Here is a 17,608-nt window from a genome sequence, read left to right as displayed (position 1 = left end):
CTGATGTTCGCCGGCACCGGAGGGTACGCTGCAGGGGTCGGCCCAGGCAGGGAGGTGCGGGTCGCAAGCGGGAGTACGCACGGGCATTGCCTCGCGTTTACCCTTGCGGGTTACGATCGCTGCCAAGCGCAACGATCGGACGTATGCCCGGTCGAACGGGTAGCGAGCCCACCCTCCAGCCGCCTCAGTGAGAAGGAAGTCGCACATGATCGGCAATCTGAAGCCCCTCGAGATCGTTCTGATCATCGCTGTCATCCTGCTGCTCTTCGGCGCCAAGAAGCTGCCCGACATGGCGCGCTCGCTCGGCAAGTCGGCCCGCATCCTCAAGAGCGAGGCCAAGGCCATGAAGAAGGACGACGCGGCGACCGCGGCGCCCACGACGGAGACCGTCGAGGACCCGACGCCCCCGCAGTCCACCACCGCGCGCACCATCCAGGCCGCGCCGGGAGACGTCACCAGTTCCCGCCCGGTCGGCGAGGCCAAGCCCACCACCCAGAGCTGACAGCTGACGCGCTCCGCCGACAGCCGCCGCACGAGACGAGGGAAGTGGGTTGCTCAAGTCTGCCCGCAAGCAGGAGAAGGACGACGAGGGGCGGATGCCTCTCCTCGATCACCTGCGTGAGCTGCGTAACCGGCTGCTGAAGGCCGTGCTGGCGATCGTCGTGGTGACGATCGTGGCAGCGTTCTTCCAGAAGGAGATCTACGACTTCCTTCTGCGCCCCCTTCTCGAATCCGTCGGGTGCAAGGACGGCGTGGTCGTCGCCGTCAACGGCAAGCCCTGCGCGCTGCTGAAGACCAACACCCTGCTGGCGCCGTTCACCAACGCCCTCAAGGTCGCCCTGATGTCCGGCGTCCTGCTGGCCACCCCGGTCTGGCTGTACCAGCTGTGGGCCTTCGTGGCCCCCGGGCTGCACCAGGGCGAGAAGCGCTACGCCTACGCCTTCGCCATCGTGGGCGCGCCCCTCTTCCTCTCCGGCGGCTACCTCGCGTACGCGATCCTGCCGCAGACCGCCGAGATCATGCTCGGGTTCAGCCCCGAGAACGTGCAGAACCAGATCGAGCTCGACAGCTATCTGGATCTGCTGGTCCGCATGGTGATCGTCTTCGGCATCGCCTTCGAACTGCCGCTGCTCCTCATCGCGCTGAACATGACCGGTGTCGTCACCGGCAAGCGGATGCTCGGCTGGTGGCGCGGGATGATCGTGGGCCTCACCGCTTTCGCGGCGATCGCGACCCCTGGCGGCGAACCGGTCTCCATGCTGCTCCTCGCCGGACCGCTCGCGCTGCTCTACTTCGTCGCCGTCGGCTTCTCCCTGCTGAACGACAAGCGCCGCAACCGCAACAACCCCGACGCCGAGCTCAGCGACGACGAGGCCTCGGATCTCGATCTGACGCCCGAACCCGTCGGCAGCATCGAGAACGTCTCCGGCTCCCGTCCCGCGCTTCCGGGGCAGGCGTCCGGCGAGTCGGACGGCCCCGGATCGCACCGGCTGAACGGTTACGACGACATCACCTGACCTTGTAGGGTCCGGCGGGTGACCAGCGAGATCACCCTCTTCGTCAATCCCACCGCAGGACGCGGCCGGGGCGCGCACGCCGCGCAGCCGGCCGCTTCCGCGTTGCGGGACGCCGGATTCTCCGTCCGTACGGTGCTGGGCGAGGACGCCGACGACGCCCTGCGCCGGGCCCGCGAGGCCGTCGCGGCGGGGACCGGGGCGCTGATAGCCGTGGGCGGGGACGGGCTGATGTCCCTCGCCCTCCAGGCGGTCGCCGGGACCGCCACCCCGCTCGGGGTCGTCGCCGTCGGCACCGGCAACGACTTCGCCCGCGCGCTGGGGCTGCCGATACGTGACCCGGCCGCCGCCGGACGGCTGGCCGCACGGGCGCTCAAGGAGGGCGGCCACCGCGACGTCGACCTCGGACTGGTCGGGGACCGCTGGTTCGGCTCCGTCCTCGCCTCCGGCTTCGACTCCCGGGTCAACGACCGGGTCAACCGGAGGCGCTCCGTCGGCGGCCGGTTCACGTACGACCTCGCGATCCTCGCCGAACTGGCCGCCTTCCGGCCGATCCCGTACCGGATCCGGCTCGACGGGCAAGAGGCCACCGAGATCGAGGCCACCCTCATCGCGGTCGGCAACGGAACCATGTACGGCGGGGGCATGCGGATCTGCGCCAACGCGGAGATGGACGACGGTCTCTTCGACGTGACCGTGGTGGGGCGGTGCACCCGCACCACGCTCCTCAAGGTCTTCCCGAAGGTCTACCGGGGCACGCATCTGGGCCACCCCGCCGTCACCGTGCACCGGGTCTCCTCGATCGAACTCGCGGCGGCCGGGGTCACGGCGTACGCGGACGGTGAACCGCTGGGCGCGCTGCCGCTCACCGCCACCTGCGTACCGGGTGCCGTACGGGTGCTCACCGGACGCTGAGCGGGCGCCGGCCGGAGCCCGGGCGAGGGAACGGCCAAGGGCATTTAAAGATCGCGCTGAGTGTCGGAGGTGGCGGGTAGGCTCGTAGCCAAGATGACAGAGGACCTCTCACCAGCTGAGCGATACCAGGCTTCTCGGGACCGTGCGGCCGAGATGGCGACGGCCCTCGGGCCCTTCCGCGAGATGTACGACTTCGGTCTGGACCCGTTCCAGATCGAGGCCTGCCAGGCCCTGGAGGCGGGCAAGGGGGTGCTGGTCGCGGCACCCACCGGGTCGGGCAAGACGATCGTCGGCGAGTTCGCCGTGCATCTGGCCCTGGAACAGGGCCGCAAGTGCTTCTACACCACACCGATCAAGGCGCTGTCCAACCAGAAGTACGCCGATCTGGTCAAGCGGTACGGCGCCGACAAGGTCGGCCTGCTGACCGGCGACAACAGCGTCAACTCCGAGGCGCCGGTGGTCGTGATGACCACCGAGGTCCTGCGGAACATGCTGTACGCGGGCTCCCAGTCGCTGTCCGGCCTCGGCTATGTGGTGATGGACGAGGTGCACTACCTCTCCGACCGCTTCCGGGGCGCGGTGTGGGAGGAAGTGATCATCCACCTCCCGGAGTCGGTGACGCTGGTCTCCCTGTCGGCGACCGTCTCCAACGCGGAGGAGTTCGGCGACTGGCTGGACACCGTGCGCGGCGACACCGAGGTGATCGTCTCCGAGCACCGCCCGGTGCCGCTCTGGCAGCACGTGATGGCCGGCCGCAAGATGTACGACCTCTTCGAGGAGGCGACCGACCACGGCGGCCGGGGCGCCGGACGGCGTGAGGTCAACCCGGACCTGGTCCGTCTCGCCCGCCAGGAGAGCCAGAACGTCTACAACCCGCGTGACCGCCGCCGGGGCAAGATGGTGCGCGAGGCCGACCGTGAGCGCGAGAGGCGTCAGCGCGGCCGGATCTGGACGCCCGGCCGGCCCGAGGTCATCGACCGGCTGGACAACGAGGGCCTGCTGCCCGCGATCACCTTCATCTTCAGCCGGGCCGGCTGCGAGGCCGCCGTCCAGCAGTGTCTGTACGCCGGTCTGCGGCTCAACGACGAGGACAAGCGCCGGCTGGTCCGGGAGATCGTCGAGGAACGGACCGCGTCCATCCCCGGCGAGGACCTGCACGTCCTGGGCTACTACGAGTGGCTCGAAGGCCTGGAGCGGGGCATCGCCGCACACCACGCGGGCATGCTGCCGACGTTCAAGGAAGTCGTCGAGGAGCTGTTCGTCCGCGGTCTGGTGAAGGCCGTCTTCGCCACCGAGACGCTGGCGCTCGGCATCAACATGCCCGCGCGTTCGGTGGTGCTGGAGAAGCTCGTCAAGTGGAACGGCGAGCAGCACGCCGACATCACCCCCGGCGAGTACACGCAGCTCACCGGCCGGGCCGGACGCCGTGGCATCGACGTCGAGGGCCACGCGGTGGTCCTGTGGCAGCGCGGCATGGACCCGACGGCGCTCGCCGGCCTCGCGGGGACGCGTACGTATCCGCTGCGCTCCAGCTTCCGCCCCTCGTACAACATGGCGGTCAACCTGGTGCAGCAGTTCGGTCGGCACCGCTCGCGCGAGCTGCTGGAGACCTCGTTCGCCCAGTTCCAGGCGGACAAGTCCGTCGTGGGGATTTCGCGTCAGGTGCAGCGGAACGAGGAGGGCCTGGAGGGCTACCAGGAGGGCATGACCTGCCACCTCGGCGACTTCGAGGAGTACGCGCGCCTGCGGCGCGACCTCAAGGACCGCGAGACGGAGCTGGCCAAGCAGGGCGCGGCGCAGCGGCGGGCGGCGGCGGCCTCCTCGCTGGAGAAGCTGAAGGCCGGGGACGTCATCCATGTGCCCACGGGGAAGTTCGCGGGGCTTGCCCTGGTGCTGGATCCCGGGCTGCCTGCCGGGCGGGCCAACGGGCACCGCGGGTTCGATCACCACGACGGGCCGCGTCCGCTGGTGCTGACCGCCGAACGGCAGGTCAAGCGGCTGGCCTCGATGGACTTCCCGGTTCCGGTGGAGGCGCTGGACCGGATGCGCGTCCCGAAGTCGTTCAACCCGCGCTCGCCGCAGTCCCGGCGCGATCTGGCCTCCGCGCTGCGGACGAAGGCCGGGCACATCGTGCCCGACCGGCACCGCAAGGGGCGGGCGCCGGCCGCCGACGACCGTGAGATCAGCCGGCTGCGGACCGAGCTGCGCGCCCACCCGTGCCACGGGTGCGACGAGCGGGAGGACCACGCGCGGTGGGCCGAGCGCTACCACCGGCTGCAGCGGGACACCCGGCAGCTGGAGAAGCGGATCGAGGGGCGGACGAACACGATCGCCCGGACCTTCGACCGGATCGTCGCACTCCTCACCGAGCTGGACTACCTCCGGGGCAACGAGGTCACCGTGAACGGGCGGCGGCTGGCCCGGCTGTACGGGGAGCTGGACCTGCTCGCCAGCGAGTGCCTGCGGGAGGGGGTGTGGGAGGGGCTCAACCCCGCCGAACTCGCCGCGTGCGTCTCGGCGCTGGTGTACGAGGCGCGGCAGGCCGACGACGCCGTCGCGCCGAAGCTGCCGTCCGGTCCCGCCAAGGTCGCCATGGGCGAGATGGTGCGGATCTGGGGGCGGCTGGATGCCGTGGAGGAGGACTTCAAGATCAATCAGACGGAAGGGGTCGGGCAGCGAGAGCCTGATCTCGGCTTCGCCTGGGCGGTCTACATGTGGGCCTCCGGCCGGACGCTGGACGAGGTGCTGCGCGAGGCGGAGATGCCGGCGGGGGACTTCGTCCGGTGGTGCAAGCAGGTGATCGATGTGCTGGGGCAGGTGGCCGCGGCGGCCCCCCGGGATGCGGGGGCGGGCGCCTCCGGCGTGGCGAAGAACGCGCGTAAGGCCGTGGACGCGGTGTTGCGGGGAGTGGTGGCGTACAGCTCGGTCGGGTGACCGGGCGGTGGGCCGTGGCGGGGTGGGGTTCCGGACCCCGCTCCTCGAACGCCGGAGGGGCTTGATCGGGCTCAACGAGGGGCGGGGCTGCCCGGGTGCGTCGGGGTCAGGTGCTGCGGGTTTTGGCCGCTGCTCCCGCGCAGACCATGCCCAGCAGTACGGTCAAGCCGCCGACGATGATGTTGTTGATCACGATCCCGGCGTCCGGGCTGCTGCCCACCACCCAGCTCGACACGATGATCCACGCACCCATGGCGCAGATCGCCCAGCTCAGGCCGTACATGCGCTCCGGCATCACGGTGAAGCCGAGAGCCAGTACCGCGATGGCGATGCCCATCACCAGGTTGTGCGTGACCAGGGCCGGCTGGCTGGCCGTGAAGTGGAGCACCCACGGGGAAACGGCGCAGTAGAGGCCGACGAGGAACACCGGCGCGTCCACCAGTGCCACATCGCGACCGCCCATCACCCGGTCGTACCGCGCACGCATCTCGGAGGCATCGGGGTGGCCCGATATGTCACTCCTCGCGTGTGAGACGTTGCTCATGAGATCTCGTCTCCTTCGTCGTGCGGGCCCCGCCGCCGTGCGGATGGATACGGCGGGCACCCTCATCCCCATAGTGCTCTTATCCGGCGCTTATGTGTACTTTTCGGGCGATGTTGTTGGTGGGGATTCTCAGGTGATCCGAGGCCCTTCGGAGTCCAGCCGGCCGGCCAGGGTGCGAAGGTCCCCCGTGGTCAGCCGGCGGTCCCCGTAGCCGGGCAGTGGTACGTGCAGGGGCTCGGTCCAGCGGGCGGGGATCGTTCCGATGCCGTACACCGCTCCCGCCAGGCCACCCGTCACGGCTGCGACCGTGTCGGTGTCCCCGCCCACGTCGACGGCGGCCGCCAGGGACCGCTCGAAGGTGTCCGTCGTGCGCAGCGCCCAGAGCGCCGTGCCCAGGCAGGGCCACACCGCGCCGTTGAACTCGGTCGCCAGGCCCGGGTGCCAGTCGGGGGCCAGCACCGTCGCCCAGCGGGCCCGGTGGTCGGCGTGGACCTCGGCCAGCGTCGCGGGGAGGGCGGCGAGCGGGTCCTCGCCCGCCAGAGCGACCCGGACCAGTTCGTGGAAGACCGCGGTGCCCTCCCAGGCCGCCCGGTCGCCGTGGGTCAGCGCCGCGATCCTACGGGCCGCCTCCATCGTCGCCGGGCGGCCGGAACGTGCGAAGTACACCGCCGACGTGATCGCCCGCATCAGTGAACCGTTGCCCGCGGCCCGCCCGTTGAGCTGGAAGTGCAGGGCCGCCGCCAGGTCCCACGGTTCGCCGTTGGTCAGCACGTCCTCGGTCTGGAGGCCGATGTCCTTCGGCCCGCCCGCGGCCCACCTCCGGAACCGGTCGAACACGTCCGGCAGGTCCAGGCCGCTCCGCTCCAGCAGCGACTCCCCGACCAGCACGGCCATCTGCGTGTCGTCCGTCGCCTCGCCCGGGTCCCAGCCGCCGGCCCCCGCACAACGCCCCGACGCCGTCCGGGAAGCGGGTGGTGAACACGCCGGCGGGGCCGAACTCGAACGGGGCGCCGAGCGCGTCCCCGGCGGCGGACCCGACCACGGCTCCGGCCACGCGGTCGCCACGGCCCAGGGGTTCACGGTGTGTCATCCGGTCAGGCTAGTAGGCAGCGCCCGCGCACGACGAGGGGCGGGGAGCCGCGGCACGCCGTGACTCCCCGCCCCTCGTCCGCGGGGGACCGGTGGGGGCTACTTCGGGGGCATCAGGACCGTGTCGACGATGTAGACCGTCGCGTTGGCGGTCGGGACATTGCCGCAGACGACCTTCGAGGCGTCGTTCACGGTGTACTCGACTCCCGAGCCGGCCGTGGTGAGCTTGCTCTTCTCCAGCGTGTCGAAGGAGCCCTTCTCCAGCTGCTGCGGCGTCAGCTTCTCGCCCACCACGTGGTAGGTGAGGACCTTGGTGAGCTCGGCCTTGTTCGCCAGCAGCGCGTCCAGGTCGGCCTTCGGGATCTTGGCGAAGGCGTCGTTGGTCGGGGCGAACACCGTGATGTTCTCCGCGTTGTTGAGCGTGTCGACCAGGCCTGCCTGCTTCACGGCGGCCACCAGCGTCGACAGCGCCTCGTTGTTCGAGGCGGCCGTGGCGACGGGGTCCTGTGCCATGCCGTCGAACGAGCCCGCGCCCTCCTTCGGCACCGAGGAACAGGCCGGGCCGAACGGCCCGTCCATGGTCGTCGCATCGTCGGCCGAGGGGCTCGCCGGCGCGGCCGAGCTGGGCGTCGAGCCTGCCGCCGAGTCCTTGGACGAGTCGTCCGACGAGCAGGCGGTCAGTGCCAGCGGCAGCACGGCCGCCGCGGACACGGCGACGGCTGCGCGGCGGAAGAGGAGCGTGTTCATGGTGTTTCTCCTGGATCGAAGGTCTGGTGCGAAGAGAAGAAAAGAGAAAGGGGGAGTGGGGCGCGAGGCGAGCGGGACCGCCGGGGCGGAAGTGCCCCGTCCATCCGCGCGTCGTGCCGGTCCGCTCTCACACCAGGGGTTCGGTGCCGGTCGGCCGGCGGATTGGTCCCCGGCCCTCATTCACTCGTTCGGAGCAGATCCGATGACGGACCAATCCATGCGGTCACCAGCCACGAATGGAGGGTGAGGAGCGCTCCAGCAGCGCTCCGACCAGCGGAAGGACCGGAGGGAGCCGGAATGGCAGGGGAACGACGGCGGACGGCCGTGGTCGGATCCGGAGTGGCGGGACTGACCGCCGCCCACGTTCTCCGGGACGCCCACGAGGTGACGCTGTACGAGGCGGAGGACCGCGTCGGAGGTCACGCCCACACGCATGATCTGACTGCGTCCGACGGCCGGGTGCACCGCGTCGACTCCGGGTTCATCGTGCACAACCGGCGGACCTACCCCCACCTGCTGCGGCTCTTCGGCGAACTGGGCGTCGCCACCCAGGAGTCCGAGATGTCGATGTCCGTACGGTGCGAGGGATGCGGCCTCGAATACGCGGGGGCGCGCGGCCCGGCCGGACTCTTCGCACAGCCGCGCTCCGCCGTGCGCGGCCCCTATCTGCGGATGCTCGCCGAGGTGCCGCGCTTCCACCGCGCTGCCCGGGCCCTGCTGGAACTGCCGGAGAGCGGGGCGGGCGGGGCGGGCGGGACGAGTGGGATGACGTTGGGGGAGTTCGCCCGGCGCGGGCGCTTCTCGCCCTACTTCCACGCCCACTTCCTCACGCCCATGGTCTCCGCCGTCTGGTCCTGCGACCCGGTCACCGCCCTCCGCTACCCGGCCCGCCATCTCTTCCGGTTCCTCGCCCACCACGGCATGCTCGCCGTCGGCGGCTCCCCGGTCTGGCGCACCGTCACCGGGGGCTCGCGCAATTACGTCGACCTCGTCGTCAAGCAGCTCACCGCCGTGCGCACCGCGACCCCGGTGCGCGCGATCACCCGGCACGCGGACGGCGTCGAGGTCACCACCGAGGACGGCACGAGAACCCCGTACGACTCCGTCGTCATCGCCACCCACCCCGACCAGGCGCTGCGGCTGCTCACCGACCCGACCGACGCCGAGCGCGGCACGCTCGGCGCGTTCCGGTACACCCGCAACCCGACCCTGCTGCACACGGACACCGCGCTGCTGCCGCGCGCCCGGGGGGCCAGGGCCTCCTGGAACTACCTGATGCCCTCGTGCGCCGCCGACGCCGACCACGTCACCGTCAGCTACGACATGAACCGGCTGCAGCGGCTCGACGCGCCCGAGACCTTCGTGGTCACCCTGAACGGATCCGACCGCGTCGACCCCGCCTCCGTACGCGCCCGCATGGTCTACGAGCACCCCGTCCACACCCCGGAATCCGTCTCCGCCCAGGCCCGCCTGCCCGCCCTGTCCGGCGCCGTCACCGCCTACGCGGGGGCGTACCACGGCTGGGGGTTCCACGAGGACGGCTGCCGTTCGGGGGCCGAGGCCGCGGCGGCCCTGGGGGTGAGGTGGTGAACGCCCTCTATCCGTGCACCATCACGCACGTACGGAACAGGCCGACGACGTACGCGTTCCGGCACCGTACGTATCTGTGGCTCATCGACCCCGACCGGCCGCCCCGGCTGCCGCGCCTCCTGCGGCCGTTGGCCCGGTTCGACCCCCGCGACCACTTCGGCGGCACCGCCCCCACCATCCGGGCCGGCCTGGAGCGCTTCCTGCGGGCCCGGGACGTCGAACTCGGCGACGGCACCGTCACCATGCTCACCCAGGCCCGGGTGTTCGGGCACGTCTTCAACCCGATCACCGTCTACTGGTGCCACCGCGCCGACGGGGACCCCCTCTGCGTCGTCGCCGAGGTGCACAACACGTACGGCGAACGGCACGGCTACCTTCTGCGCCCCGACGGGAACGACCGGGCCGTGGCGGAGAAGCAGTTCTACGTCTCGCCGTTCTTCCCCGTGGACGGCGGCTACCGGATGCGGCTGCCCGAGCCCGGACCCCGGCTCGACCTGAGCATCCACCTGGAGCGCGACGGGGCACGCCCGTTCACCGCGACCGTCCGGGGCAGCCGCCGGCCCGCCGCCCCCCGGGAGCTGGTGCGGCTCGCCCTGCGCCACCCCCTCTCCACCGCCCTCGTCTCCGCCGCGATCCGCCTGCACGGCATCCGGCTCCACCTGCGCGGGCTCCCCGTGCAACCCCGACCCCCGCACCGCCCACAGGAAGGCATGCAGTGACCGCGCCCACCTCCGCGCCGCCGGCAGAACACACCCCCGGGACCGACCCGGAACGCTGGCCCGACATCGTCGCGCTGCCCCGGGCCTCCCGCGCCCGGACCGCCGTCGCCGAACGCGTCGTCCGCCACGCGCTGCGCCGGCTTCCGCTGCGTGTCAGGCTCGCGGGCGGGGACGACATCGGCCTCGGCGGACCGCTCCTGGACGTCCGCGACCCCGACGCCTTCTTCCGGCGGATCGGCGCGAGCGGACTCATCGGCTTCGGCGAGTCCTACATGGCGGGGGAGTGGGACGCGCCCGACCTGGTCGGCGTGCTGACCGTGCTGGCCGACCACGCGGCCGACCTCGTCCCCCGGTCGCTGCAACGCCTGCGCGGCATCTGGGCGCCGCGCAGGCCCGCCGCGCAGCTGAACACCCCTGAAGGCTCCCGGGACAACATCAGCCACCACTACGACCTGTCCAACGAACTGTTCGCCCTCTTCCTCGACGAGACGCTCTCGTACTCCTCCGCCGTCTTCCGCGGCTTCCCCGCCGAACACGACCTGCTGCCCGCCGCCCAGCACCGCAAGATCGACCGGCTGCTGGACGCCGCCGGGGTCACCGAGGGCACCCGCCTCCTGGAGATCGGCACCGGCTGGGGCGAACTGGCGATCCGCGCGGCCGCCCGCGGCGCCCGGGTCGTCACCGTCACCCTCTCCGCCGAACAGCGCGAACTGGCCCGCGTCCGGATCCGCGAGGCCGGGTACGCGGACCGCGTCGAGGTGCGGCTGAGCGACTACCGCCAGGTCACCGGCGACCACGACGCCATCGTCAGCGTCGAGATGGTCGAGGCGGTCGGCGACGAGTTCTGGCCGGTCTACTTCGAGACCCTGGACCGGTTGCTCGCCCCCGGCGGCCGGATCGCCCTCCAGGCGATCACCATGCCCGACGACCGGCTGCGCGCGAGCCGCTCCACGTACACCTGGATCCAGAAGTACATCTTCCCCGGCGGACTCCTGCCCTCCACCGAGGCCGTGGAGCGGATCACCACCGGCCACACCCGCCTGCGCACCACACGGCGCGTCCGCTTCGGCGCGCACTACGCCGAGACGCTCCGGCTGTGGCGCGAGAGGTTCACCGAGCGGGCGGCCGAGGTCGACGCCCTCGGCTTCGACGCCGTCTTCCGCCGGATGTGGACCTTCTACCTCGCCTACTCCGAAGCGGGCTTCCGCTCCGGCTATCTCGATGTGCAGCAACTGCTTCTGACCCGCGAGGAGTCCGCGTGACCACGACCGCCGCACGGCCCGGCCCGGTCGGCTGCTCAGCGACGCCGGTCACCCGGCGGGACGGGTGCACGCCGGCCGCCGCCCGGGAGGAGGACCGATGAGCGGCTTCGCCTGGCCCGCGTTCGCGAGCGGGCTCGCCGGCGCGGCCGTCGCCGCGCTCGGCGTCATGCTCGTCACCTTCGCCGTCGCCCTGAACAAGGGCGTGCACCGGATCGTCGACATCGCCTGGGGCATCGGGTTCGCCGCCGTCGCCCTGGTCTCCTTCGGCCTGTCGGCGGGCGTCGGCGACGACGGCCGCCGGCTCCTGGTGACCGCGCTGACCGTGATCTGGGGGCTGCGCCTGGCGATCCACATCGGCCGGCGCGGCCGGGGCCACGGGGAGGACCCGCGCTACGCGAAGATGCTGGCCAAGGCGCCCGGTGCCCCGAACCTGTACGCCCTGCGCAAGGTGTATCTGCTCCAGGGGGCGTTGGTCTGGCTGGTCTCGCTCCCGGTGCAGGCGGCGCAGTACCTGACCGCGCCGCTCGCCCGGTGGGCCTGGGCGGGGGCGGTCCTGTGGGCGGTCGGTCTGGCCTTCGAGGCGATCGGCGACGCGCAGCTCGCCCGGTTCAAAGCCGACCCCGCCAACAAGGGGAAGATCATGGACCGGGGGTTGTGGTCCTGGACCCGCCACCCGAACTACTTCGGCGACTTCTGCGTCTGGTGGGGCCTCTTCCTCTTCGTCTGCCAGGCCCCCGCCGCCGCCGCGGCCACCGTCGTCGCCCCGCTGGTGATGAGCTTCCTGCTGACCAAGGGCAGCGGCGCGGCGCTGCTGGAGCGTCATATGGCCGACCGGCCCGGGTTCGACGCGTACGTGGCGCGCACGAGCGGCTTCTTTCCCCGGCCGCCGCGCCGGACCTGAGCACATCGACCGGAACCGAGCACATCGAGGAGGGCCCCGGTCCGCGGCGTGCGGAACGGGGCCCTCCTCGTGTGTCGCCTCGCGTCGTCGTCCGGTCAGTCCAGGCCGCGGGCGCGTTCGAAGCGGGTCCGCGCCTCGGCCAGGTCCACCACCGGGTCCGGGTAGTCCAGGCCCGCGCGGCCTGGGCCCCGTAGCTTCCAGGGCTCGTGGATCGTGGCCCCCTCCAGCTCCGCCAGCTCCGGCACCCAGCGCCGTACGTAGTCACCCCGCGGATCGAAGCGCTTGCCCTGGATCACCGGGTTGAGCACCCGGTTGGGCCGGGTGTCCGTGCCGGTGCCCGCCACCCACTGCCAGTTGAGCTGGTTGTTCGCCAGATCGCCGTCGACCAGCAGGTCCAGGAAGTGCCGGGCGCCCACCCGCCAGTCCACGTACAGCGTCTTGGTGAGGAAACTCGCGGCCAGCATCCGGCCCCGGTTGTGCATCCAGCCCTCGTGCGCCAGCTGCCGCATCGCCGCGTCCACCAGCGGATAGCCCGTCCGCCCGGACTTCCAGGCGTTGATCTCGTCCTCGTCGGAGCGCCAGCGGTCCCGGCGCGTGCGGAAGTCGGACCAGGAGGCGTCGGGGCGGGCCGCGAGGACCTGGTGGTGGAAGTCGCGCCAGGCCAGCTGCCGCACGAACGCCTCGCCGCCGGGCCCGCCCTTCTCCCGGGCGCGGTGTACCAGTTCGGCGGCGGAGACCGTACCGAAGTGCAGATGGGGGGAGAGCCGGGACGTCGCGTCCCCGGCCAGGTCGTCGTGGCCGTCCCCGTAGTCGGCCATCGGCCCGTTCAGCCAGGACGTCACCAGCTTGCGGGCCGCGTCCTCGCCGCCCCGGGCGAGACCGGGGGAGAGGTTCTCGACGCTGTCCCGGTCCGGAAGGGGGTCGCTCGCCACGCCGTCCGGCACCCGCACCGTGCGGGGGGCGGTCAGGGTGCCCCGCACCCCCTCCGCCTCCCAACGGCGGAAGTACGGGGTGAACACCGCGAAGTGGTCCTTGCCGCCCGTCGGGGTCACCCGGCCCGGAGCGAGCGCGGTGACCACCGCGTCATGGACGCGCAGCTCGCACCCGGCGCCCGCGAGAGCCTCCCGGATCCGCTCCTCGCGCCGCGCCGCGTACCGGCTGACCCCGGCGGCGACATGCACGGAGGCCGCCCCGGTCTCCTCGGCCACCCGCCTCACCGCGGCGGCGACCTCGCCCCGGCGGACGACCAGCCGGCCGCCCCGGTGGCGGAGTCCGGCGTCCAGACCGGCCAGACAGTCGGCGAGGAAGGCGAGCCGGTTGGGCGCGTCGAACCCGGCGCGGTGGACGGCGTCGTCCCGGACGAACAACGGGACGACCTCGTCCGCGTCCCGCAGCGCGGCACGCAGCACCGGGTTGTCGTGCAGACGCAGATCGGAGGTGAACAGCACCACCGCGACACTCATCGAACAGACGCTCCCTTGCATGGTTCTGGGTGAGGGGTCAGGCGGGGGTCAGGCCGTGGGGAAGTCCATCAGCGCCACCGGGGACGAGGTCGGTTCGTCGGAGCCTCCGGCGGGTTCGAGCGTGATGCCCATCCCGGACGCCCGGTCCACCGGCCCGTCCAGCAGGACCGCGTCGTCGCCCGCCTTCGGGGCCATCAGACCGGCCGAGCGCATCGTGCCCTCGTCGTTGAACCAGAGCTGGTAGACCTTGCCGCTCGGCGGCCGTTCCATTCCCGAGGCCAGGAACACCGCACGGTTCTGACTCCGCGAGACGACGACGGTGCCGTGCGCGCCGCCGGTCAGCTCGCCCGAGGAGGTCTTCGCGTCCGGAGCGGAGAGCACCTGGGCCAGCTGCTCGTTCTGCCGCTGCGCCCGGTCCGCCTCCTGCCGCGCGTCCTGGGCCACCTGGTTCTGCCAGACCGCGACCCCGCCGAACGCGGCGGCCGCGGCGACACAGGCGGCGAGCGCGTAGGCGTACCACCGGCCGGTGCGCCCGCCCCCGCCGGTCCGCGCCCGTCCCTCGGGCGCCGGGGTCTCCTGGCGTACGGTCGTGATCTCCCGCAGGACCCTCTCGCGCAGCTCGCGCGGCGGGGGCTCGGCGACGGCGAGGCCGAGCCGGGCGGCGGTGGCGATCAGCTCCCGCACCTCCTGGGTGCAGGCCTCACAGTCCTCCAGGTGCCGTTCGAACGCCCGCCGTTCGGGCTCCGGCAGCGCATGCAGGGCATAGGCCCCGGTCAGCGTGTGCAGTTCGGCCGTGTTCATGCGCTCACCCCCAGGCAGTCGCGGAGGCGGATGAGGCCGTCGCGGAGTCGTGTCTTGATGGTGCCCAGCGGCACGGCGAGCAGCTCGGAGACCTCACGGTAGGTCAGACCCCGGTAGTAGGCCAGGGTGACCGACTCCCGTTGCAGCTCGGACAGGGTGCGCATACAGCGCCGTACCTGTTCTCTCTCCAACCGGGTCTCGACCTGTTCGGACACCTCGTCGAAGGCGGGCGTCCGGTCCAGCAGCGCCGCCTTGTGCTCCCGGGCGGCGGCGGCCTCGGCCGAGCGGACCCGGTCGACGGCCCGGTGGTGGGCCAGGGTCAGCACCCAGTTCATCGCGCTGCCGCGGGAGGCCCGGAAGCGGGGCGCGGTGCGCCACACCTCCACCAGCACCTCCTGCGCCACCTCCTCCGACTGGGCCGGATCGCGGAGCACGCTGCGCACCAGGCCGAGCACGGGCCCGCTCACCGCGTCGTACACCGCGGCGAACGCGTCCTGGTCGCCCCGGGCCACCCGCACCAGGAGCTCCTGGAGATCGGGGCCGGGCGAGGGCGCCCCACTGATGTGTACGGCTTCCTTCACGCGGGCTTCCTCCCGGGACGATCGTCGCTTCCGGCAGTGATTCGGAGCCGAGGACCGTGCGGATTGGTCGGATGCCCGCGATCTTTCCAGACGGGGCCCCGGGAGGGCGCGACTCAGCCCGCGAGCCTTTCGCGCCGTCGCAGGCGGACGGCGCGGACGGCCAGGAAGATCAGCAGCCCGAACGGCGACAGCAGGATCGTCAGGGCCAGCAGCGGCCCCATCAGCAGCGGCGAGAGCCCCAGCTTCCGGCCCTGGAGGTACATCCACTGCCCGAGCAGCAGGTCCCAGGCGATCACCTGCGCCCAGATGGCCCCCGCTCCGCCGGCCAGGGCCGTCAGATCACGGAACGTGTCGATGTCCGGACCGCTCACCGCCGTCCAGAGCTCCGGGAACACCGGGACGGCCATGACGACGTACACGGCGAGCACGGGCAGCACGGTCAGCGGCGAGGCGACGACGCGGGCGGTGCCGGACCAGGTGGGGGCGAAGATCATCAGCAGCCAGAACGGGGCGGCCAGATAGTACGTGATCTCGAACAGTGCGCCGGTCATGCCACGGGTTCCCTGTCGTCGGCGGTGCGGGGGGACGGGCGGTCGTGGGCGGTCGTGCGCAGTGTGCTCCACGTTCCGTACGCCACCGCCGCGAGGAGGATGCCGGCGGCGGCCAGCGTGGCCCCGTCCGGGTGGATCAGCGGTTGGCCCCGGAGCGCCTGCCAGGTGATGAGCGCGACGAGCGCCGCGTAGCCGCCCGCGGCGACCCGCACGAGACGCAGCCGCACTCCGGCGTCGCGCAGCGGGGCGAAGCGGGGCGCGAGGAGCACCAGGACGATCAGGAGGAGCGGCAGCAGTTGAAGGGCGTGCATGCCCACGAAGTGCGGGGCCCGCAGGTCGCCGCCGGTCGTCGACCAGCCGGTCAGCGGCATGGCCGGGCCGCCGTCCGGTACGCCCACGGAGTGCGCGCCGACGATGTCGGCGGTGTCGAGGTTCCCCGCCGCCCGCTGGCTCTCGCTCGGCAGCGCCATCAGGAAACCGAGGGCCGAACCGGCCAGGGCGATCAGCAGCCCGCCCCGGACGGCCAGGGCCGTCGCCCGGTCGGCGATGCGGGTGCGCAGCAGCAGGACCGCTATCACCAGGGTGGCCGCCCACAGGACGACGATGGTCACCCCCATCGCGTCCCACAGCACCGCGTCGAAGGGAGTCGCGAAATTGAAGTGGCTGCGTCGGCCCCGGACGACCTGCACCGTGATCAGCACCATCTCGGTCAGGCTGGTCAGCACGACGACGTGCCCCGCCCACCGGCCGGCCCGCCGCCCGCGGGTGAGATGGGCCAGCATCCAGGCCAGGGTCAGGCCGTACGCGGCGAAGGACACGGCGAACTTGAACGGCTTCGCCCAGATCGGCGCGCCCACCAGGACGCGGTCGTCGACCACGAGGCCCACGGCGGAAACGAGGGCCAGAACGGCCATCGCGGCGGAGAAGACGACTAACGGGCGATGCCAGGAACGCCATGACGACATGAGAGACCCCCTGTGATGACGCGATCAGTATGGATAGCCGCACTGTCCGCTATCCGATAGGGGGACTATCTATGATGAGTGTGGTTTCTGGCAAGGGCGAAAGGGCGAACACGCGGTGCGCATCGGTGAATTGAGTCGCAGGTCCGGGGTTCCGGTGCCGACGATCAAGTACTACCTACGGGAGGGGCTCCTGCCCGCGGGGGAGTTGACCAGCCCGAACCAGGCGCGCTACGGCCCCGGGCACGAGCGCCGACTGCGCCTGATCCGGGCGCTGCTGGACGTCGGCGGCCTCTCGCTCGCCGGCATCGGCGAGGTCCTGGAGGCCATCGACGACCCCGAACAGCCGGTGCACAAGGTGCTCGGCATCGCGGCGGACGGCGTCACGCCGACCGGTGAGGAGAAGTCGGGGCCCGAGCTGGAGGACGCGCGGGAGGAAGTGGCCGAACTGCTGCGGCGGCGGGGCTGGCAGGTCGATGAAGAAAGCTCCGCCGCCGAATCGCTGGCGGGAGTGCTGTCCGCGCTGCGCAGGGCGGGGCACGACGGATACATCGACCTGCTGGACGTCTACGCGGATGCCGCCGAGCCGGTCGCCCGCGCCGACCTCGACTACGTACAGCGGCGGGTGGCCCGCGAGGACCTGGTCGAGAGCGTCGTCGTGGGCACCGTCCTCGGCGAGGCGATGTTCGGCGCGCTGCGGCGGCTGGCGCACATCGACGCGTCCTTCCGGCGCTTCGAGTCCCCGCAGAACCTCTCGGGGCAGCTCGACCCGGAGGGCTCCGGAGCTGCGGAAGCGGGCGAGCTCCGCGGGGCGCGGGAGGCCGGGGCTGGTGGCGGTGCGGGGGCTGGTGGCGGTGGTGCGGAGGTGAGCCCTCCGGGCGCCTGAAGCCGGGGTGGATCCGGCGGACGGACCCGGTGTGCGGCCCGGTGGGACGGGGGTTGCGGCCCTGGCCCGGCGGCCTCGTCCGCTGCCCCCCCCCGACGCGCGGACCCCGCCCGCCGCGGGTGCGGCGGACGGGGTCCGGTGGTCTGCTT

Annotated in this window: 16 protein-coding genes and 1 pseudogene; 9 read left to right on the top strand and 8 right to left on the bottom strand. The window is 72.1% G+C overall.

Annotated features, from left to right (window positions below):
- Positions 1 to 205: 205 nt before the first annotated feature.
- The 4 genes from tatA to CR470_RS08650 all read left to right on the top strand — a co-directional run bounded on the left by tatA (position 206) and on the right by CR470_RS08650 (position 5,363).
- On the top strand, positions 206 to 502 hold the full coding sequence (gene tatA / locus CR470_RS08665; RefSeq protein WP_097866981.1) for a Sec-independent protein translocase subunit TatA: 297 nt from the start codon (positions 206 to 208) through the stop codon (positions 500 to 502).
- Between the two features lie 49 nt (positions 503 to 551).
- On the top strand, positions 552 to 1,517 hold the full coding sequence (tatC, locus tag CR470_RS08660; RefSeq protein ID WP_097866980.1) for a twin-arginine translocase subunit TatC: 966 nt from the start codon (positions 552 to 554) through the stop codon (positions 1,515 to 1,517).
- Between the two features lie 18 nt (positions 1,518 to 1,535).
- Positions 1,536 to 2,429, top strand: a complete 894-nt coding sequence (locus CR470_RS08655) for a YegS/Rv2252/BmrU family lipid kinase (RefSeq protein WP_097866979.1) — start codon at positions 1,536 to 1,538, stop codon at positions 2,427 to 2,429.
- A gap of 93 nt (positions 2,430 to 2,522) precedes the next feature.
- Positions 2,523 to 5,363 (top strand): DEAD/DEAH box helicase, encoded by a 2,841-nt coding sequence (locus CR470_RS08650; protein WP_097866978.1) that lies wholly within the window; start codon positions 2,523 to 2,525, stop codon positions 5,361 to 5,363.
- Between the two features lie 106 nt (positions 5,364 to 5,469).
- On the opposite strand, the gene CR470_RS08645 is transcribed toward CR470_RS08650, so the two are convergent.
- From CR470_RS08645 to CR470_RS08635, 3 genes and pseudogenes are all read right to left on the bottom strand, one after another.
- Positions 5,470 to 5,907 carry an SPW repeat protein gene (locus CR470_RS08645; RefSeq protein ID WP_097866977.1) on the bottom strand — a complete coding sequence of 146 codons (438 nt, stop codon included), beginning with the start codon at positions 5,905 to 5,907 and terminating at the stop codon, positions 5,470 to 5,472.
- A 129-nt stretch (positions 5,908 to 6,036) separates the two neighbouring features.
- Positions 6,037 to 6,997 (bottom strand): annotated as a pseudogene (locus CR470_RS08640) (ADP-ribosylglycohydrolase family protein).
- A gap of 98 nt (positions 6,998 to 7,095) precedes the next feature.
- Positions 7,096 to 7,743: a fasciclin domain-containing protein gene (locus CR470_RS08635; RefSeq protein ID WP_097866976.1), complete on the bottom strand. Its 648-nt coding sequence runs from the start codon at positions 7,741 to 7,743 to the stop codon at positions 7,096 to 7,098.
- A 297-nt stretch (positions 7,744 to 8,040) separates the two neighbouring features.
- Here CR470_RS08635 and CR470_RS08630 point away from each other — a divergent pair, with 297 nt between their 5' ends.
- From CR470_RS08630 to CR470_RS08615, 4 genes are all read left to right on the top strand, one after another.
- Positions 8,041 to 9,333 carry an NAD(P)/FAD-dependent oxidoreductase gene (locus CR470_RS08630; protein ID WP_097866975.1) on the top strand — a complete coding sequence of 431 codons (1,293 nt, stop codon included), beginning with the start codon at positions 8,041 to 8,043 and terminating at the stop codon, positions 9,331 to 9,333.
- Complete coding sequence (locus CR470_RS08625; RefSeq protein WP_179892186.1) at positions 9,330 to 10,052, top strand: DUF1365 domain-containing protein; 723 nt, start codon at positions 9,330 to 9,332, stop codon at positions 10,050 to 10,052. The genes CR470_RS08630 and CR470_RS08625 overlap by 4 nt, the downstream gene beginning before the upstream one ends.
- Positions 10,049 to 11,314: an SAM-dependent methyltransferase gene (locus CR470_RS08620; RefSeq protein WP_097866973.1), complete on the top strand. Its 1,266-nt coding sequence runs from the start codon at positions 10,049 to 10,051 to the stop codon at positions 11,312 to 11,314. The genes CR470_RS08625 and CR470_RS08620 overlap by 4 nt, the downstream gene beginning before the upstream one ends.
- Before the next feature lie 97 nt (positions 11,315 to 11,411).
- The gene (locus CR470_RS08615) at positions 11,412 to 12,215 is read left to right on the top strand and encodes a DUF1295 domain-containing protein (protein WP_097866972.1); all 804 of its coding nucleotides are present in this window, start codon (positions 11,412 to 11,414) and stop codon (positions 12,213 to 12,215) included.
- A 95-nt stretch (positions 12,216 to 12,310) separates the two neighbouring features.
- Here the strand turns inward: CR470_RS08615 and CR470_RS08610 are convergent, their stop codons facing one another.
- The 5 genes from CR470_RS08610 to CR470_RS08590 all read right to left on the bottom strand — a co-directional run bounded on the left by CR470_RS08610 (position 12,311) and on the right by CR470_RS08590 (position 16,576).
- Positions 12,311 to 13,678 carry a cryptochrome/photolyase family protein gene (locus CR470_RS08610; protein ID WP_097866971.1) on the bottom strand — a complete coding sequence of 456 codons (1,368 nt, stop codon included), beginning with the start codon at positions 13,676 to 13,678 and terminating at the stop codon, positions 12,311 to 12,313.
- A 48-nt stretch (positions 13,679 to 13,726) separates the two neighbouring features.
- Positions 13,727 to 14,479 carry an anti-sigma factor gene (locus CR470_RS08605; protein ID WP_097866970.1) on the bottom strand — a complete coding sequence of 251 codons (753 nt, stop codon included), beginning with the start codon at positions 14,477 to 14,479 and terminating at the stop codon, positions 13,727 to 13,729.
- The gene (locus CR470_RS08600) at positions 14,476 to 15,060 is read right to left on the bottom strand and encodes a sigma-70 family RNA polymerase sigma factor (RefSeq protein WP_097866969.1); all 585 of its coding nucleotides are present in this window, start codon (positions 15,058 to 15,060) and stop codon (positions 14,476 to 14,478) included. The genes CR470_RS08605 and CR470_RS08600 overlap by 4 nt, the downstream gene beginning before the upstream one ends.
- A 113-nt stretch (positions 15,061 to 15,173) precedes the next feature.
- The gene (locus CR470_RS08595; protein ID WP_097866968.1) at positions 15,174 to 15,611 is read right to left on the bottom strand and encodes an ABA4-like family protein; all 438 of its coding nucleotides are present in this window, start codon (positions 15,609 to 15,611) and stop codon (positions 15,174 to 15,176) included.
- Complete coding sequence (locus tag CR470_RS08590; RefSeq protein WP_097866967.1) at positions 15,608 to 16,576, bottom strand: hypothetical protein; 969 nt, start codon at positions 16,574 to 16,576, stop codon at positions 15,608 to 15,610. The genes CR470_RS08595 and CR470_RS08590 overlap by 4 nt, the downstream gene beginning before the upstream one ends.
- A gap of 115 nt (positions 16,577 to 16,691) precedes the next feature.
- Between CR470_RS08590 and CR470_RS08585 the strand changes: the two genes are divergently transcribed.
- Positions 16,692 to 17,459, top strand: coding sequence for a MerR family transcriptional regulator (locus tag CR470_RS08585; protein WP_097866966.1), 768 nt, complete (start codon positions 16,692 to 16,694; stop codon positions 17,457 to 17,459).
- The last annotated feature ends 149 nt before the right edge of the window (positions 17,460 to 17,608 follow it).

It is taken from the genome of Streptomyces sp. rh34 (assembly GCF_002551245.1).
GTDB lineage: Bacteria > Actinomycetota > Actinomycetes > Streptomycetales > Streptomycetaceae > Streptomyces.
Note: the sequence above shows the minus strand (reverse complement) of the source record. Positions and strands in the feature narration are given on the sequence as shown.

Bases quoted from the DNA above. Each gene is read 5' to 3' on its own strand.
- CR470_RS08610 (WP_097866971.1), bottom strand. From the start codon at position 13,678: ATGAGTGTCGCGGTGGTGCTGTTCACCTCCGATCTGCGTCTGCACGAC.
- CR470_RS08650 (WP_097866978.1), top strand. From the start codon at position 2,523: ATGACAGAGGACCTCTCACCAGCTGAGCGATACCAGGCTTCTCGGGAC.
- CR470_RS08605 (WP_097866970.1), bottom strand. From the start codon at position 14,479: ATGAACACGGCCGAACTGCACACGCTGACCGGGGCCTATGCCCTGCAT.
- CR470_RS08590 (WP_097866967.1), bottom strand. From the start codon at position 16,576: ATGTCGTCATGGCGTTCCTGGCATCGCCCGTTAGTCGTCTTCTCCGCC.
- CR470_RS08615 (WP_097866972.1), top strand. From the start codon at position 11,412: ATGAGCGGCTTCGCCTGGCCCGCGTTCGCGAGCGGGCTCGCCGGCGCG.
- CR470_RS08595 (WP_097866968.1), bottom strand. From the start codon at position 15,611: ATGACCGGCGCACTGTTCGAGATCACGTACTATCTGGCCGCCCCGTTC.
- tatA (WP_097866981.1), top strand. From the start codon at position 206: ATGATCGGCAATCTGAAGCCCCTCGAGATCGTTCTGATCATCGCTGTC.
- CR470_RS08635 (WP_097866976.1), bottom strand. From the start codon at position 7,743: ATGAACACGCTCCTCTTCCGCCGCGCAGCCGTCGCCGTGTCCGCGGCG.
- CR470_RS08630 (WP_097866975.1), top strand. From the start codon at position 8,041: ATGGCAGGGGAACGACGGCGGACGGCCGTGGTCGGATCCGGAGTGGCG.
- CR470_RS08645 (WP_097866977.1), bottom strand. From the start codon at position 5,907: ATGAGCAACGTCTCACACGCGAGGAGTGACATATCGGGCCACCCCGAT.